Origin of the sequence: Denitrobaculum tricleocarpae (assembly GCF_007004665.1) — a bacterium.
Taxonomy (GTDB): domain Bacteria; phylum Pseudomonadota; class Alphaproteobacteria; order Kiloniellales; family Kiloniellaceae; genus Denitrobaculum; species Denitrobaculum tricleocarpae.
In genome coordinates this window covers 596,509-612,998 of the sequence record NZ_ML660053.1, presented here as the reverse complement: position 1 = coordinate 612,998, position 16,490 = coordinate 596,509, and the positions used below count along the sequence as shown (strand labels likewise).

At 57.4% G+C, this 16,490-nt stretch carries 16 protein-coding genes and 1 tRNA gene; 5 read left to right on the top strand and 12 right to left on the bottom strand.

What is annotated here, in order from left to right; genetic code table 11:
- Positions 1-312 precede the first annotated feature (312 nt).
- Together FKG95_RS07675 and FKG95_RS07670 are read left to right on the top strand one after the other, a co-directional pair.
- A complete protein-coding gene (locus FKG95_RS07675) occupies positions 313-777 on the top strand; it encodes a PAS domain-containing protein (RefSeq protein WP_142895727.1) in 465 nt (154 codons plus the stop codon).
- A gap of 690 nt (positions 778-1,467) precedes the next feature.
- Positions 1,468-1,992: a hypothetical protein gene (locus FKG95_RS07670; RefSeq protein ID WP_142895726.1), complete on the top strand. Its 525-nt coding sequence runs from the start codon at positions 1,468-1,470 to the stop codon at positions 1,990-1,992.
- 38 nt (positions 1,993-2,030) lie between these two features.
- Here the strand turns inward: FKG95_RS07670 and FKG95_RS30435 are convergent, their stop codons facing one another.
- Positions 2,031-2,372, bottom strand: a complete 342-nt coding sequence (locus FKG95_RS30435) for a cupredoxin domain-containing protein (RefSeq protein WP_142895725.1) — start codon at positions 2,370-2,372, stop codon at positions 2,031-2,033.
- A 259-nt stretch (positions 2,373-2,631) separates the two neighbouring features.
- Here FKG95_RS30435 and FKG95_RS07660 point away from each other — a divergent pair, with 259 nt between their 5' ends.
- On the top strand, positions 2,632-3,414 hold the full coding sequence (locus FKG95_RS07660) for an aspartate/glutamate racemase family protein (protein WP_218940105.1): 783 nt from the start codon (positions 2,632-2,634) through the stop codon (positions 3,412-3,414).
- A gap of 45 nt (positions 3,415-3,459) precedes the next feature.
- Here FKG95_RS07660 and FKG95_RS07655 read toward each other — a convergent pair whose 3' ends face one another.
- The 4 genes from FKG95_RS07655 to FKG95_RS07640 form a co-directional block, all read right to left on the bottom strand.
- Positions 3,460-4,797: a TRAP transporter large permease gene (locus FKG95_RS07655; RefSeq protein WP_142895724.1), complete on the bottom strand. Its 1,338-nt coding sequence runs from the start codon at positions 4,795-4,797 to the stop codon at positions 3,460-3,462.
- Between the two features lie 36 nt (positions 4,798-4,833).
- The gene (locus FKG95_RS07650) at positions 4,834-5,328 is read right to left on the bottom strand and encodes a TRAP transporter small permease (protein ID WP_142895723.1); all 495 of its coding nucleotides are present in this window, start codon (positions 5,326-5,328) and stop codon (positions 4,834-4,836) included.
- A 116-nt stretch (positions 5,329-5,444) separates the two neighbouring features.
- Positions 5,445-6,467 carry a TRAP transporter substrate-binding protein DctP gene (gene dctP / locus FKG95_RS07645; RefSeq protein ID WP_142895722.1) on the bottom strand — a complete coding sequence of 341 codons (1,023 nt, stop codon included), beginning with the start codon at positions 6,465-6,467 and terminating at the stop codon, positions 5,445-5,447.
- 185 nt (positions 6,468-6,652) lie between these two features.
- Entirely contained in the window at positions 6,653-7,321 is a 669-nt protein-coding gene (locus FKG95_RS07640; protein ID WP_142895721.1) for a hypothetical protein, read from the bottom strand.
- A gap of 203 nt (positions 7,322-7,524) precedes the next feature.
- On the opposite strand from FKG95_RS07640, the gene FKG95_RS07635 reads away from it, so the two are divergent.
- Together FKG95_RS07635 and FKG95_RS07630 are read left to right on the top strand one after the other, a co-directional pair.
- Positions 7,525-8,610: an NAD/NADP-dependent octopine/nopaline dehydrogenase family protein gene (locus tag FKG95_RS07635; RefSeq protein ID WP_142895720.1), complete on the top strand. Its 1,086-nt coding sequence runs from the start codon at positions 7,525-7,527 to the stop codon at positions 8,608-8,610.
- Between the two features lies 1 nt (position 8,611).
- Positions 8,612-9,595, top strand: coding sequence for a 3-hydroxybutyryl-CoA dehydrogenase (locus FKG95_RS07630; protein ID WP_142895719.1), 984 nt, complete (start codon positions 8,612-8,614; stop codon positions 9,593-9,595).
- Positions 9,596-9,612: 17 nt separating this feature from the next.
- Here the strand turns inward: FKG95_RS07630 and FKG95_RS07625 are convergent, their stop codons facing one another.
- From FKG95_RS07625 to mreC, 7 genes are all read right to left on the bottom strand, one after another.
- Complete coding sequence (locus tag FKG95_RS07625) at positions 9,613-10,704, bottom strand: pyridoxal phosphate-dependent aminotransferase (protein ID WP_179953969.1); 1,092 nt, start codon at positions 10,702-10,704, stop codon at positions 9,613-9,615.
- A 169-nt stretch (positions 10,705-10,873) separates the two neighbouring features.
- Positions 10,874-11,212 carry a c-type cytochrome gene (locus tag FKG95_RS07620; protein ID WP_142895717.1) on the bottom strand — a complete coding sequence of 113 codons (339 nt, stop codon included), beginning with the start codon at positions 11,210-11,212 and terminating at the stop codon, positions 10,874-10,876.
- A 330-nt stretch (positions 11,213-11,542) separates the two neighbouring features.
- Positions 11,543-11,618 (bottom strand) — tRNA-Lys (locus FKG95_RS07615).
- A 164-nt stretch (positions 11,619-11,782) separates the two neighbouring features.
- Entirely contained in the window at positions 11,783-12,940 is a 1,158-nt protein-coding gene (rodA, locus tag FKG95_RS07610; RefSeq protein WP_218940104.1) for a rod shape-determining protein RodA, read from the bottom strand.
- A 2-nt stretch (positions 12,941-12,942) separates the two neighbouring features.
- A complete protein-coding gene (gene mrdA / locus FKG95_RS07605) occupies positions 12,943-14,826 on the bottom strand; it encodes a penicillin-binding protein 2 (protein WP_142895716.1) in 1,884 nt (627 codons plus the stop codon).
- A 130-nt stretch (positions 14,827-14,956) separates the two neighbouring features.
- A complete protein-coding gene (gene mreD, locus FKG95_RS07600; protein ID WP_142895715.1) occupies positions 14,957-15,466 on the bottom strand; it encodes a rod shape-determining protein MreD in 510 nt (169 codons plus the stop codon).
- Positions 15,463-16,485, bottom strand: a complete 1,023-nt coding sequence (gene mreC, locus FKG95_RS07595; protein WP_142895714.1) for a rod shape-determining protein MreC — start codon at positions 16,483-16,485, stop codon at positions 15,463-15,465. The genes mreD and mreC overlap by 4 nt, the downstream gene beginning before the upstream one ends.
- Positions 16,486-16,490: the final 5 nt, after the last annotated feature.

Sequence of the window (16,490 nt, the reverse complement as noted above, 5' to 3'; positions counted from 1 at the left end):
GTTATAAGAGTTTGATTTCTTTCAAACTTAGAGCCTATAATTAATACATACAGTGTCATCATTGCCCACGGTCTGTTGCCTGGAAAATCTCAGAAGTTTTAACCGATTCAGAGCAAGTACCGATCACAATCAAAGGGTGATGGCAGTGAAGGACCGGCGCTATGCTGGCGGAACCAGGATCGGCACTTCAGTCTCGGTTTGAAGCTTTGCAAAGCTCGGACGTCCGCGCCGAGCGCACAGCAGTGTTTGAAGAATGAACTCTTTGGATCGAATGGTACATCTTCGAGAGGCAACCGGTAAGGAGATGATGTCATGACGCCGTCTCTCGCCAGCTTCCGACCACCGGAAAACCTCTGTCCGCCGCTTAAACACCTTCATAGCTTATGGAGCGGTAAGATTACGGCCGAGGGCCATTTGCCGGCGCGCTCCGATTTCGATCCGGCCGAGATGCTGGCAGCCTTTCTGCCCTACATCACCCTGTTCGACGTCATCAGGAACGGCGACAACCTCCGCTTCCGGATTCGTCTGGTTGGCACCGGTATCGTCGAAGAAACCGGCAGGGACACAACCGGAAACTTTCTTGATGAAATGTCGAACACCTCCCAAATCATTGGCCGCGCCCAGTGGATGGTGGAAAATCGGCAGCCTATCTACGTCGAGAATCAACCCCTTACATGGACGTCCAGAGATTACAAACACTACTCTGCATTGGGCGTTCCCCTCGCCTCTGACGGCATAACTGTCGACAAGATCATCTATCAGATGGCGTTTTCCTGAAGCGCGGAAGCTGCAACGCCCCGATTAATCCGGGCCGGCGAACTACCCGAAAATATAGCTAAATATGTCGATTTTTCTTACATAATTCGTATACAAATAACAACTACCGCAAGTAATTGACACAATTCATTTTTGACTCTTCCCGTTCGATGCCCCGTCCAAGGTTAACTGTCGGTATACTATACAGTGCTCACAAACAAAACCCGGAGCATGAGCATAACCTCTTGAAAATTATAGAAGTAAAAAGATGGCCTACAAATTGCTTGGTGTGGAGCACTTACCGCGCCGGGTAAGTGGCGAAGCCCCACGTTTTGCATGGTCACATTTCGAATCGTAAAGCTGCTATGGGCTAAATAGGAGGCAGTTATGCGTTTAGGATCAGGGAGGAGTTTGGAAACCGCCATTTGTGGGTTTTCGGCTATACTTCTCGCCTGCTCCCTGGCTCACGCGAACCCCATTACCACCAGCCAGCAGTCCAGCGGCACCACGACGGTGGGATCAAGCCCGGCACCCTATAGTGCTCAGACTGGCGACAGGCCGGAGCGGCCTGCAAGCGTTTCGCCTTCCGAACTGACAACTTCGGCCCCCCGCAGATCACTTACGAAAAGTCCGGCGCGAAGTGGATCAAGCCCGGGAAAGCCCGAGAACCAAGACGCAAACTCACAGGACGTGCCCGAGATTCCCTGGGAGATGATAGAAGCCGCGTTGAAACGGCAAAATCGTCCTTCTGTTCAAAACCGTGAACCCGAGGTGGTCATCGGCGGTGAGTATCAGCAGTTGATCATTAACGCAGTGCCTGATCTTGGCCTCGATATTGTCAACATGCCGGGTCCAACAAGCATCCCAATCCTGGACTTTGTAAGAACACAGTCAGCTGAACTCTCTTCTGAGATTGCCATTTACACCAGTGACCTCGCAGTGCCCGACCACAGCATCAAAATGGCCAGCAACGGGAACCTGGATTCGGACCACGCCCCCCCGGAACCAAACCTTATCGGAACCACTGATGAGCGCCCGTTCAAACTCAAGACTATCTTCTTTTGGGGTCTGGGTTTACTAGTGCTCTATACGCTCCTGGACGCGGTCTTTGCCAAACTCAGGCAGCGGGATCCAACGCAACCTCCCGAACCGGGTTCTGGAGACGAACCTAAGATGAAAAGGCGCCGGCGCCGGCGCACGTTCGGCAGATCCAGAAGCCGGCCCAAAACCACCTGAAAGCTCGGGCTTCCCGGAACTCTAGGAGTACCGGAACCTTACTCTACCAGGACCGTCATTTTCATTTTTGAGTGAATGCCGCAGCGGACTTTGAACCGGCCGCTCTCATCGAAGCGGAGGCTCGACCCGCTGCCAGGCTGCTGAATTCCGCTATTGTAACCCAGCTCTTGAATCTGGATGTTGTGCTTTACCTGGTCGGCGTTCTTAAACTCAACGCTGTCGCCGATCGCAATCACAATTTCCTCGCGGTCGAAAGACTTGTTGTTTTGCAAAACAGTATGATGCTCAGCCGCCAGGGCGGCAAAAAAGCCACCAACGGCAAAACAGCAAAAAGAGAAAATAAAGAGTCTCACGATACCGACGCAGTCCTTCGGGGCCATCGCGTCACGGAAACCGCAAATGGGCAGTCCAGCAGCGAACGCAATACGCGCAACTGAAGCGAAGCCTAACCCAATATCCTGAAGATCGTATTAAGTTTATAGCCTTATCTCGATACAACTGCTGTTATCTGAGAGAATTTTTTTCCTGTATGTTCTCCGTGAACCGGGGCCGCGCGGTGATTAAGGTCTTCTCGCAACCTGCCATTGGGGCTTTAATCATATCATTGAGCAACAGGTGAGATCCGGGATAAGCACCATCATGACCTCAATCAAGATCTGGTATCAAAGCTATGTCGACTATGACAACGGCAAGTCCTATTGGGATGTGCTGGGACGGCATCTGGATGAGATCGTTGCACCGGGCACGACGGTCGATATCAACGGCATCACGCCTTTTGATTCCTACGCGCACCCTCTTGTGGAATTCCGCTGCGCGCGGGAAATGATCTGTAATGCCGTTCAGGCCGAGCGGGAGGGCTATGACGCATTTGTCGTCGGGCACTTTCAGGACGCGGGACTCTACGAAGTCCGTGCCGCAGTTGATATTCCCGTTATCGCTCTGGGTGAAGCCTCTATGCTCTACTGCTGCCAGCTCGGACAGCGGATCGGCATCGTAACGATCAACCCGCGCTTCATTCCCTGGTTTCATCATCAGATTGGAAAGTATGGCCTGAAAGAACGCATTTCAGGTGTGCATGCCATGACTTTCGAGCCGGGTCAGATCCTCGAGGCATACAGTTCGAACGAACGCGCGGATCAGGTCAAAGCCCTGTTCGAGGAACAGGCCAGACCTCTAGTGGCGCAGGGAACGGATGTATTGATCCCCGGCGGCGGGATTCCGATGCTGCTGTTTGCCAAGTACCACAATCACCTTGTGGACGAAGCTCCCGTCATCAACGGCATTCCGATCGCGGTGAAGATGGCGGAAATGGCGGTCACTCTGAAACGCCTGACCGGTCAGAGCGTCAGCAGAGTCTCCGACTATGCGAAGGCGCCGCCTGAGGTCATCGAGGAATTCCTGGCTCATCCGAAAGGACTGTAGCGGGACTGCCGGCGAATTCGAGGCCCCAAGCTCAATGCGCCAGGCTCAATCCCCCAGGCTCGGCAGCCAGAGTGCGATATCCGGCCATACAATCAAGAGTCCGACCAGCAGCATGGAACATGCCATAAAGGGGATTGCCGCCACGTAGATATCGCGCATTGTCGTGCCTGGAGCCGATACGCCTTTCATGACGAACAGCAGCAGCCCGAATGGCGGCGTCGTGAAGCTGATCTCCAGCGCCAGCAGAGTGATCACGCCGAACCAGATCAGGTCGAAGCCAAGCGTTTCAGCCAGCGGGAAAAAGACCGGGACGGTCAGGAGCATCATGGAGAGCTGATCCATGAACATGCCCAGGATCAAGAGGATGCCGAACATCACCAGAAGCATCACAATGGGGTCCAGATCGAACCCGGTCGCAAAGCGGATCAGGCCCGAACTGGCGCCGGAGAACGCGAGCAAGGCAGAGAACGTCGCCGAGCCAAATATGATCAGCAGCGCCATGGTGGTCACCCGCAGCGCGCCGGTCACCGACTTGACGAAGTTGTCCCAGGTCAATCGTCCATAGAGCACGGCGAGCAGCAGGACACCCACGCAACCGAAGGCCGCCGATTCCGAGGGCGTCGCCCAGCCATTTAAAATGAGCAGGATTACACCGACCACGATCGAGATCATGGGCAGAACATCGACCAAAAGGAGACGCGCACGTTGTCCCCAGGTGGCGGATTCCACGTCGTAGGAGGGCGCCGCATCGGGATCGATCAGACACATGATCAGGATCAGGATCGCGTAGAAGCAGGCGAGAAGCAGCCCCGGAACCACGCCTGCAATCAAAAGCGCACCGACGTCAAGGCTTGCGAGCGTTGCCAGAAGGACTGCCAGCGCCGAAGGGGGGATCAACATGGCCAGGCCACCGGTCCCCAAAATCGGCCCGATCGCCATGTGTTTCTTGTAGCCGCGCTTTTGCATCTCCGGGACCATCAGAGACCCCAGCAATGCGGTCGAGCCCATCGACGACCCGGACAGAGTGGCAAAGGCCGTACCACCTGCTACGGTGACAAAGGACAAGCGGCCCGGGAGACGTCCCATCAGCCGGTCGATCGCGCTGAACATTTTATTGGCCAGGCCGGTATGGAAGAAGATCTCGCCCATCAGCAGGAACATGGGCACTGGCATAAGATTGAAAGTTGAGACGGTCGGAATGGCATTGTTCGCCAACTGTCCGATCCCACGGGACATCTGCACGAATATGCTGCCGTTGCCCCCCATGAAGTAGGTTGCGCCGATCATGTTGGCGGCCAGAAACGCCAAAGCCACCGGTACGCCGACAAACATGAAGCCAAGAACCAGCGCCAGGAGGAAGAAGAGCGCGTAATACCACTCCATCAGCCGCCCTCCCCGCGCGCGCCGAACTCCGCAAGCTTACTCATGCACGCCCGCCTCACCTGAATGCAGGGTGTCGGGGCCGAAGACGAACCTCGAAAACTGCGCCGCCATAAGCGCAAAACAAATCGGCATCGCGCCCAGGAGCAGCCATTTGGGCATATCGAGCGAACGCATATCCGTATCGCCGAAACGATAGGCCTTCAGCGTGGCTTCACCTGTGTACCAGACCAGGAACAAACAGATCAGAATGCACAGCCCCGAGATGATCCTTGAAAACAAAGGCGCGAAGCTCCGCGGCAGCACGGCCGTAAACATTTCGATAAAGACGTGCCCCCGCAAACGCACGAGCCACGGCGACGCGGCCATCGCGATGTACAGCAGGCCGTATTCTGAAAAGGTAAAGATGTGAGATGACCCGGAAAAACCCATGGTCCGCAGGCTCGCCTGCAGCACAATGGCGAACATCACCAACACCAGGCTGACGCCCGCGAAAACCGCCAGAATATTGCAAATCCGGTCGACGAACCGCATAGACTTCCCCACCCGGTCAAGGCGGGCTGTTACCCGATGCCTTGACCGCAATCACTCATTTAAGAGTCCGACCGTTCCCGCCTGCCCGGCGAAGAACGGTCGGATTCACTTTGCTGCTATTCTTTGTAGTAGAGCTTACGCAGCTTGTCGTAATTCTCCATGCCACCCATTTCCTCCAGGCGCCCCTTCATCCGGCCCCAGGCCGCATCGTTGGCCTTGGTGACGTAAATTTCGGAGGCTTCCGGCGTCATGGACACGAATTGCATGCCGCGCTTTTGCAGCTCTTCCGCATCCTTTGCGATGTCCTGCTGACGGGCGTCGTAAGACTTCTGCTCCCACTCAGCAACTACATCCTGGATAAGTTTCTGGGACTCCGGTGACAGGCTTTCCCAAGAATCCTTATTAAAGATTACGCCGATATCGGTGTTGTAAAACTTGGGATCGATCCGGTATTTGAGGAACTTATCCCATTTCAGGTCGAGAATACCGATCGAAGTCCAGGCCGCCGCGTCGACGACGCCCTTTTCAAGCGCCGAGTAGACTTCGGTGGCTTTCATAGACGCGGTCGTCGCATTCAAAGCCTCGAAAAAGGCATGGTAAATTGGATTGTCACGCAGTTTGACGCCGGTCAGATCAATGACACCATCATCACCGAACTTGAACTCCTGCGTGCTGTAGATGTGGAACTGGACACCGCCGTCAATCCACCCCAGGTGCTTGACGTTAAAGCGTGACTGGTGCACCTGATCCATCAGGGCCGCACCGCCGTTTGCGCGGGCCTCCATCGGGGTCACACGCGCGGCAACCATAGCATCGATTTCCGGAACCGAAGCCCCGTAAAAGCTGCCCGGCGTGTGAACCATGTCAACCACACCGTCGCGTACTGCTTGGGGCTGCTGGAACATGCCGATCGCTTCCGGGCCACCTCTGACCTGAATTTCGACGATCCCCTCGCCACGTGCATTTATGTCATCGACCATCGCCAGAAAGGTCTTGGTATAGACAAGGAACTCTGGAAAGGCATGAACCGCGCTGACTCTGTCAACAGCAAGCGCAGCGCCTGACACGACCGTCGTCGCCAAACCGGCAGCAGCCGCGAGGCTCAGAGCCTTCCTTGCTACCTTACGTAAATCTCTCATCACTTAACTCCCTGTTTGGTGCTCTTCTCCGCCGGGCGCATGGCCCGTTGTCGTCCAGGCCTCAAACGCTGATCAGCCGGGCGATGATGCATGGGAGATTCCCCGGACGCAAGGCCTTGAAAACCGGCTGGCCGGATATGGCACCTGCGCCCCACATCCCTATCGTTGCATTACCCGGCGCGCTATTAATCTGCAGCTTTACTGAAGAGTGTCTCCCGGATCATTGCGTGATGCGTGGAATGCCCGAACGGCGGGAAGCGAACAGAATCGGCCCTTAACGCCGGAACGACGTCGGAATCCAGAGCTCTGTTGAGGCTCTTCAGATCGTCGAAAACCACCTCATTAATGAGCATTACCTTGGACCTCTGAAGTGCGTTGAGATCGAAGTCCTCAGGCAAATAACAAAAGACATTCCGGATCGCTGGCAAACGGCCGAGGATCGGGGGATGATTGTTTGTATAAAAATTCTGAAAGCCAGCTACGTCGGGCATCGGTCCGTAGTAGCGCACGAGAAACGACAAGCCGGCGGTTCTGGGCATTATTGCATCGGATCCCGCAATCGGGAACGGGAATGTCCGGAAAAGATCGAAGCTCATCGAGACGCCCGCGCACAAATCCTGCGGCAGCTGAACTGCCCACTGCCGAAAAGCGCCATCCCGGACCAGGGCTTGCAACGGCTCTCGTTCATCGCTGGAAAACGCCAGAACTGCCGCAGGCGCGGGACCATCATCGAACAACAGGATCTCTCCCGGCTCAGGCACGAAAAGATCGGCGCTGACCGCATCGAGTTGAAATTTCCTGTCCTGCGCGGCAAGCTCCCGAAAATGCGCCGCCAGAACCGGCGTGGCCTCCACAGGGCCTTCGTAAATAGCGAAAAGACAATAACTCAAGACAAATCCATCTCACGATTCGCTCTCATCTGGACGTCGGCAGCGGAACAAACGTCCGCCGCGCCGCACCACCATACGGAATAAACCCTCTATCGCGGAAATCATATCTTGCATCCGTTACGCCCTCTCTGTTGATGTTTATGGAACGGTCAGGGATGAGGTATGAAATGGAAATCGCGGTTCTCGGCGGCGGCAATGGTTCACACGCGGCGGCTCTCGACTTAACCGAGCAAGGTCATCGGGTTCGTTTTTGGCGCCGCGACGCGGATGCGGTGAGAGCTCTCCGCGAGAGAGGCAATAACCTCACACTGAAAGACAGCCGCAGCGAACGTGAGGTAAAGATTGGCCTGGTCACGGCAGATATCGGCGAAGCGATAGACGGTTCAGCCCTGATCGTCTGCCCTGCGCCCGCAACCGCGCAGCCGGATATTGGCAGGGCCTTGGCGCCGCATCTTCACAGCGGCCAGGTCGTCTTTTTGCCGCCGGGCAGTTTCGGCAGCTACCTGATGGCCAAAGCCCTTCGTGATGCGGGTAACGACGCGAAAGTCGCTTTCGCCGAAGCGGGCACACTGCCCTATCTCACCCGCAAACACGGCGATTTCAAAATCGCGATCACGACCCGCGCCTCGCGGCTGCCGACCGGTGTCTTCCCACTCAGCCAAACGCTGCAGGCTCTCGAAGTGATACGCGAGGCCTACCCTGCGGTGGAGGACGCCGGCGACGCTTTGTCCGGGGCGTTGATGAACGCTGGACCGATCATTCACCCGCCGCTTATCCTGATGAATGCCGGGCCTATCGAACACTTCGAGCATTGGGACATCCACAATGAGGGCACGCAACCCGCCATCAGACGCGTGACAACCCGCCTGGACGCAGAGCGCATGGCGGTGCGTGAGGCACTGGGGTACGGCGCGCCGCACTTCCCACTTGCCGACCACTACGACGACGCCCGTGATGAGTGGATGTACGGCAACGCCGCCCACGACAAACTGGTCGATTCCGAGGACTGGCGGGAGCGACTGATCCTGACCGAGCACCGCTATATGCGCGAGGACGTTGCCACCGGCCTCGCATTCCTGGTCTCGGTCGCCGATTGGGCCGGGGTTCCGGCCCCGACCGCAACCGGATTGCTGGCGGTTGGCTCGGCGATCTGCGACGACGACTTCAGAAAAACCGGGCGGACGCTGGAAACCCTTGGCCTGGCGGCTCTCGATCGCGCAGCCATGACCAGGCTTCTTGAGACAGGAGTTTGATATGAGCGCGAAAGCCGTCATCGCGGCCGTCGGTGCCGGGCGCATGGGGCGCGGCATCGCTATCGCCTTTGCATACGCGGGACATCCAGTTCGTCTGATCGATGTAAAGCCGCGCAGTGACATGGAATTTGACCAGCTGCGCAAGGCCGCGGCCACTGAAATTGCGTCGACGCTCGCCATGATGGCCGACCTCGGGATGTTGCAGGCTTCCGACACACAAACCATTGCGCAGAGGATCTCCTATCATTCGCTTGCAGACGCCGCTTCAGCTCTTGCGAATGCCGATGTCATTTTCGAGGGCGTGCCGGAAACGCTCGATGCGAAACGGGATGCTTTTAAGCTGATTTCTGAGCACGTGGATCCCGCCAGCATCGTTGCTTCAACCACCTCGACGATTCTTTCCAACGACCTGCAGGCTTTCGTCTCCTCGCCGGGCCGCTTTTTGAACGCCCACTGGCTCAATCCGGCGTTCCTGGTGCCGCTGGTCGAATTGTCCCCAGGTGATGCGACTGACCCTTCCGTCACCGAACGCTTGAAGGCTCTATTGGAAGATATCGGCAAGGTGCCCGTCGTTTGCAGCGCCAGTCCCGGTTACATCGTACCCCGCATCCAGGCACTGGCCATGAACGAGGCCGCGCGAATGGTCGAGGAGGGCGTCGCCTCCGCCGAGGACATCGACAAGGCGACAAAATACGGCTTCGGCTTCCGCTTCGCGGTTCTCGGCCTGCTCGAATTCATCGATTGGGGCGGCGGTGATATTCTTTATTACGCGAGCCGCTACATGACCGGCGCGACCGGTGAAGACCGCTTTTCCTCACCACCGATCATTGAGCGGAACATGAAGGAAGGCCGGATCGGTCTGCGCACACAGCAGGGATTTCTGGATTACGCCGACATGGATGTTCCTGCCTACCAGCAGGAACGTCTGGCGGCTTTTGTCGCAATGCTGCGGCACCTGGATAAGATGCCGGTCAAGGGCGAGTGACGGGGTGCGGGTGGCCACTAAGCCTGAAAGCGCGCAACAGACTGGATCAGCAGGGAATTGTGCTCCGGTCGTGAGAGCGAAAAACGGATATAGCTCTCCAGGCCCTTTTCGCGCGTCCGATTGACGATGATCCCGGCATCGTCGAAGAGATGCTCAACAAGCGCCTCGGCGCGGTCCGGGTCCCCGTCTTCCGTTGTTACCAGCATGAAATTAGTATGACTGGACAGGCATTTGAGGCCCAAGGCGGCAAGTTCATCTGCGACCCGCTCCCTCTCGGCAAGGATCTGACCGATCCGCGCCTGTACCAGGTCGGGTTCACGAAGCGATGCCAGCGCGGCAGCCTGGGCGACGGCATTGACACTTCCCATTCCACGCGCGGCATAGAGCGACGGGATCATCCACGCCGGTGCATGGCACCAGCCGACCCTCAGCCCCGCCAGGCCATAGGCCTTTGAGAAGGTCCGCGTCACAACGATGTTCTCAAATCGCGCCGCCAGGCTATGAACCCGGGCACAATAGTCAAAGCTGACGAATTCCCCGTAGGCGAGGTCGATAACCAGGACGACGTCCCTGGGCATTTCCTCCGCGAGCCGGACAAGATCACGCTCGGGCAGCATGGTCGCGGTCGGATTATTGGGATTGGCCAGGAACAGCAATTTGGTGTTTGGACCGATCGCGGCAAGAAGGCCATCCACATCAACCGTCAAGTCGGTTTCGGGAACCTTCGTAAGAAGCGCCCCCAGGCGGTTAGCGATAATGGCAAACTGTATATAGCCGAATTCCGGGATGACGATCTCATCGCCCGCGCGCACGAAATTGCGCGCAATGACGTCCAGCAGTTCCTCCGAACCGTTACCGCAGACGATTGTCTCCGCATTCAGCCTGTTGCGGGCGCCGAGCTCTTCGCGCAAGGCCTGACAGGAAGGGTTGCCGTAGAAGTTAGCATTCCTTGTCGCTTCATCAATTGCCGCGGCAACCTCGGGTGAAGGTCCGAACGGCAACTCATTGAAACCCATGTTGATGATAGGCAGGCCCTTTGGCTGGGCATGTGAGATCCGTCCGCGAAGAGCCAACGGCGCGATGTATCCCTGCGGACGTTTCTGTGTCATGCCGACCTCGAAGACTGATATCTGCCTCGGCGACCGCGACAGAAAATCCAACTCGATCGGCACTATCACAGAAAACAGGGTTAAACCAGATCTCCCCTGCATCAGGACCTCAGGGCACATGAATCCTGAGCAGGGTCGATCCGCTGATAGAGTCTGGTTTACTAGAGGATCATTCGGCTCTTAAGCTGTTGAAGTAATCGATCAGCGCGGAGATCTCATTTCTTGAGAGGTTGAAATCGGGCATCTGCGTGTGGGGGATACTCAGCCAAGTCCGCAGATAGCCGTCCGTGATTTCGTTGTTGGAAGCAATCTCAGTAAAGGCGGGCGCCCGGCTGGAGGCATTCTGTCCGGCCTCAATCACGTGGCAGGATTGACACCAGCGTTGCGCGAGAGCATAGCCTTCATCGCTGCGATCCAGGGCTTCAGCCTGCCGCAGAACAATCGTGAAGCAGAGGGCTATACCTGCGGCGATCACGATCCAACGGGTCGGCTTAAGATCCTTAAGCAAGCGGTGTCTGATCTTACGTGAATTTCGCAATTTCGTTTCCTCTCACTCTTAATTATCAACTTTTACGCGCTCCGATAGCCCCATCGCCTTCATTGGGCGGAACCTCACCGGTAAAGCTACGAACCGGTTTGGGGCTACCTTCTTTCTACAACCAAATAGGGTTAACGGCTTTGATCCCGATCAAAGTTGCGAAAGGAGTGTTTATGCGCGGGTTAGAAGCTCTCCGCCACGTGGGGCGACGAGCAGGAAAAGGCGCAACACAGCGGCCATGGCGCACAAAAAAGGCGTCGAATGGGGGTTTCTTTGCAACGATTTAAGGCAGGGAAGGAATGGTGGGCTGTATAGGATTCGAACCTATGACCCGCTGATTAAGAGTCAGCTGCTCTACCAACTGAGCTAACAGCCCCCAGAGGGCGCGGTAATAGCAAGTCCCCAGCGCTTTGTCGAGGGCTTCGATGCTGAAAAGCCGCAGCATGCCATTTTTTTGTAGCATCCTACGGCTCTGCGCCCTCCGGAAATGGCGAGGCCGGATGGGATACCTGCAAATCCGGGCGCGTTCAGGACCGGAACCTAGAGCTCTTCCGTGACCCCGCGCCGGGAGATGAAGGTATCGCGGTGAACGTAGACGGAAATCACCAGTCCCAGACCGACCATCACCGTCAGCATCGCGGTACCGCCATAAGAGATGAGCGGCAGAGGCACCCCCACAACGGGGATCAAACCCATGACCATGGCGATATTGATAAAGACGTAGAGGAAGAGATTTGTGGTCAGGCCGATGGCCAGCAGGCGGCCGAACTGGTTGCGGGTGCGCAGCGAAATCGCAATCCCGTAGATGATCAGCAGGATGTAAAGCCCGATCAGACCCAGGCCACCGACCATGCCGAACTCTTCGGCAAGCATGGTGAAGATGAAGTCCGTCTGCTTTTCAGGCAGGAAGTTCAAGTGGCTCTGTGACCCGAGCAGGAAACCTTTGCCGAACATACCGCCTGAGCCCAAGGCAATCATGGCCTGCATAATGTGGTACCCCGTGCCCAGCGGATCGGTTTCAGGGTTCATGAAGGTCATGACCCGGGCCTTCTGATAATCATGCAGGAGCTGCCAGCCGATCGGAATGGCGGCCAAACCGGCAGCCCCGACGATTGCGAACTTCCAGAGCCGCACGCCCGCACAGAAGAAAACGGCACCGGCTGCCATCACCAGCATCACTGTCGTCCCGAGGTCCGGCTGCTTCAAGACCAGCGCCGCAGGTGCTGCGATCAGGGCGAGCGGGATCAGCAGATAGGTCGGGCGGCCGATATCCTCAACCGAGACGCCGTTAAAGTAGCGCGCTAAGGCCAGGATAAGGCAGACCTTCATGACCTCCGAAGGCTGCAGCTGTATAACCTTGAGATCGATCCAGCGCTGCGCCCCCATGCCCACGGTTCCCATTACCTCGACGGCAACCAGCAAAAACAGCGCAATGAAGTACAGGGCGTAGGAATAGCGGAACCAGAGCCGGATATCGATCAGAGCAACGCTCAGCATCAGGAGCAAGCCGCCGCCAAAACGGATTGCCTGGCGCGAAGCCCAGGGATTGACGTTGCCGTTGCCCGCCGAGAACAGCATGGCAAAACCGACCGAAAAAATCAGGATGATCAAAAAGACCATGCCCCAATTGATCGACCAGACCTTCTGCCCAAACGTCAGGCCGGTGTTTTGCGACATACTGCTGAAACGTCCCGGCATGATCAGGTCTCCTGACCAGGCACTGGTGCCTGGAGCTGGAATGCAGGGACACCTGAAGGGTCACGGCGTTGAGTCTCGGTCAGAATGTCACGCACGATCGGAGCCGCCGTGCTCGATCCGCCACCGCCATGTTCAACAATCACAGCGCAGGCGTAACGAGGATTATGGACCGGCGCATAACCGACAAAGAGCGCATGATCCCGGCGGCGCCAGGGCAAGTCCTCGTTCTTGAATACTCCGGCTGCACGCTCGGCGAGCGTAATGCGGCGCACCTGGGACGTTCCCGTCTTGCCCGCCATCTCCCAGCCTTCTTGCTCGATCCGGGCTTTATAGGCAGTTCCGCGGCGATTGTTCGTCACGGCATCCATTGCGTTATGGACCAGACGCAGATGCTCAGCGGGAATGCCCATGCTTTCGAACTGCGGTTCCGGTGCGGCGATTCCGCCGGCCTCATCGTTGAACCCACGGGTCAGGCGCGGCGTTATCTTCAAGCCTGTCGCAAGCCTGGCCGTCATGGTGGCCAACTGCAACGGCGTGGAGAGTACGAAACCCTGTCCGATTGCCGCAATCAGTGTTTCACCGCCCTGCCAGGGCTCACCAATGTTGGCTAACTTCCAGGCTTTGGTCGGAACGACACCGGAACGCTCGCCCGGCAGGTCGACACCGACCGGCTGTCCCAGGCCAAATCGGCTTGCCATCGCTGCGATCTTGTCAACACCGATACGGCGGGCGACGTCATAGAAGTATACGTCGCAGGAATACTTGATGCTGCCGTTGAGATCGACCCAGCCGTGGCCGCCGCGTTTCCAGCAGTGGAACTTCGCATTGCCGAGACGCATCGAACCTGGGCAGAAAACCGAATGCTGGGGACCAATCCCTTCTTTCAGGGCTGCCAGCGTCACGATCATCTTGAAGGTCGATCCCGGTGCAAAGGTACCGGCGATAGCCTTGTTGGTCAGGGGCGAGAGGTGGTCCTTGATCAGGCCATTCCACTCGCGTGTCGAAAGTCCGCGGTTAAAGGCCGAGGGATCGTAGCTGGGGACCGAGCCCAGCGACAGGACGTCGCCGTTCTTGATATCCATGACCACGGCCGCAGCCGACTGTTCGCTCATCAGGCGCTGCTGCACAAACGTCTGCAGCCCTGCATCGATGGTCAGAACCGCGTCCCGCCCGGGCTCGCCTTCATCACGCGAAAGCTCCCGGATGACACGACCGTAGGCGTTTACCTCCAGATGGCTGTTGCCCTGCTTGCCGCGCAGCACAAGATCGTGCTGCTTCTCCATTCCGTTCTTCCCGATCCGGAATCCCGGAAGCTCAAGCAAAGGGTCGCCGGTCAGTTCGCGCTCCGAAACCGCCGCGACATAGCCGAGAGTGTGTGCCATCGCCGGCCCATAGGGATAGGATCTGGTTTGGCCAACTTCGATGCTTGCACCGGGCAGATCGGCCGCGTTGACCGAGATCTTACTGACTTCTTCCCAACTCAGATTGTCACGGACAGTGACGGGAACGAAAGCGCGCTTACGCTTTACTTCGCGCAGCACGCGCTTGAAATCATGTTCGGAGAGAGAAATAACGCTGCCGAGTGAATCCAGCGTGGCCTCAACGTCACGTGTTTGCTCACGCACCAGCACAAGGCGGTAGTTTTGCTCATTGACGGCCAGCTCAACGCCAAAGCGATCCAGGATACGGCCTCGCGGCGGCGGCAGAACACGCAGATTGACGCGATTGTCTTCTGCGAGTGTCTTGTAGGTATCGGATTTGACGATCTGCAGATAATACATCCGCCCGGCCAGGGTCGAGAACAGCAGAGCCTGACCGCCGGCCAGAAACAGCGCGCGGCGCGAAAAGGTTTTCGACTTACTGCTATCGTCGTGATTCTGTGCCATTACCGTTTGATCCGCTTCGCCTCTTTGCGAGGCAACCCAACGAGGAACCTTCTATATAACTGAACCGGTTAATCTCTATCTCCACGGCCCGCACACAAGGCGTCGAGCCGGTCCCCCGACCTGGAGATAATCAGCGCAAAAACAACCTTTGCCCATGGACAAAAAGCCACGTGAAGCCCGGATACACCGCCAGTGTCATCAGATACTGGAAGGTCGCCGAACTATACTCAACCAGGGTCGCCGTCAACAAGCTCGTGAGTATCCACATCACAAAGAACGCCAGAAACGCAACAAGCGCGAAGATACTCCAGATCACAACAAAGGACGCGCTGGTAAAAAAGCGTGCCTGTGAGATCACGAGATACCGAACGACAAGCAACGAAATACTTCCCACACCCAACATGGATCCGCTGAGCAGGTCCTGGGCCACACCAATCACAAAGACCGCCCAGATGGGCATGAGATCGGGACGGTGGATTGTCCAGTAGTAGACGGCGATCAACGATAAAGACGGAATGATCGGAGCAAGATCGGGTATCCGCAGGGGTACCATGGACGCCATAATCAGGAGAAGCGTCGCCGTAACCGGGAACATGCTGCGGGCTATGGCATCCATGCGTTGCCAAAGACTGAACTTCACTGCGCCAGCTCCGTCGCTGCCCCGCCGGCTTGCACCACGGCGCCTGCCGTCGCGCCTGCCGTTCCTGTTTCGCCCGCCGCCGCGGCTGAACCCGCATCATTGGGTCCGGACGCAGCAGCAACCGGCGCTGCTTGACGTGACTGGATTTTCCCCTTTACCAGACCATCCTCAGGAGAATTCAAGATGCTCGGGAGCTCATAATCCACGAGACGCAGGAATTCGAGATGAGACCAGTCGACATAAGGTTCGACCCGGACATCGTTCTCGCGAACGTCGGTCACGACACCGATCGGCAGTCCGCTGGGAAAGGCGCCGCCGTGCCCGGAGGTGACGACCCGGTCGCCGACACGGATCTGCACACCGGGGCTGAAGTAAAGCAACTCCGGGTTCGGCGAATTATCGCCGGCGAGGACAGCGCGATCGCGCGCATTGCCGACCAGCACCGGCACCCGGCTGTTCATATCCGTCACAAGCAGGATCCGGGCCGCCCGGCGGCCCGTTTCGGCAACCCGACCGGCGAGGCCCCGGCCGGTCAGAGCCGCCTGCCCTTTTTCCACACCGTCGCGCGCACCTGCGCTCACCAGCACCGAGCGCACAAATGCACCACCCTGGTCGCCGATGACCCGTGCAGTGATATAGCGTGTCCGCGGTTCTATGGTCAGTTGGTTGAGGTCGCGCAGCAGGCGGTTTTCATCTTCAAGCCGCTGCGCCGCCGCGCGCCACTGCAGCAAACGCTGGTTCTCCTGCCGCAGCGCTTCGTTCGCCGCACGAACTTCGAAAAGTTCTCGGGTGCTGACGATCGTATCTGAAACGGTTGCGACCGGGCTGGTAGCAAGTTCAAGGACCGGAGCGACAGCATCATTCACCGCTGTGCGAACCCGTTCGACAGCGGGAGTCTGGGCCCGTCCCAGAACAAGGAGCACAATTGCGAGGGCAAAAAAGAAAACAAAAGCCGAACGCTGTGCCCAAGCCCTGATGGGCGTCGCCAAGCCGAGCGCATTACCCGAACGTTTGCTCACAACGT

Coding starts and splice junctions, on each gene's coding strand:
- FKG95_RS07675 (WP_142895727.1), top strand. CDS start 313: ATGACGCCGTCTCTCGCCAGCTTCCGACCACCGGAAAACCTCTGTCCG.
- FKG95_RS07655 (WP_142895724.1), bottom strand. CDS start 4,797: ATGGAGTGGTATTACGCGCTCTTCTTCCTCCTGGCGCTGGTTCTTGGC.
- mrdA (WP_142895716.1), bottom strand. CDS start 14,826: ATGGCACAGAATCACGACGATAGCAGTAAGTCGAAAACCTTTTCGCGC.
- FKG95_RS07660 (WP_218940105.1), top strand. CDS start 2,632: ATGACCTCAATCAAGATCTGGTATCAAAGCTATGTCGACTATGACAAC.
- FKG95_RS07650 (WP_142895723.1), bottom strand. CDS start 5,328: ATGCGGTTCGTCGACCGGATTTGCAATATTCTGGCGGTTTTCGCGGGC.
- dctP (WP_142895722.1), bottom strand. CDS start 6,467: ATGAGAGATTTACGTAAGGTAGCAAGGAAGGCTCTGAGCCTCGCGGCT.
- FKG95_RS07670 (WP_142895726.1), top strand. CDS start 1,468: ATGATAGAAGCCGCGTTGAAACGGCAAAATCGTCCTTCTGTTCAAAAC.
- FKG95_RS07635 (WP_142895720.1), top strand. CDS start 7,525: ATGGAAATCGCGGTTCTCGGCGGCGGCAATGGTTCACACGCGGCGGCT.
- FKG95_RS07630 (WP_142895719.1), top strand. CDS start 8,612: ATGAGCGCGAAAGCCGTCATCGCGGCCGTCGGTGCCGGGCGCATGGGG.
- FKG95_RS30435 (WP_142895725.1), bottom strand. CDS start 2,372: ATGGCCCCGAAGGACTGCGTCGGTATCGTGAGACTCTTTATTTTCTCT.
- rodA (WP_218940104.1), bottom strand. CDS start 12,940: ATGCCGGGACGTTTCAGCAGTATGTCGCAAAACACCGGCCTGACGTTT.
- FKG95_RS07625 (WP_179953969.1), bottom strand. CDS start 10,704: ATGACACAGAAACGTCCGCAGGGATACATCGCGCCGTTGGCTCTTCGC.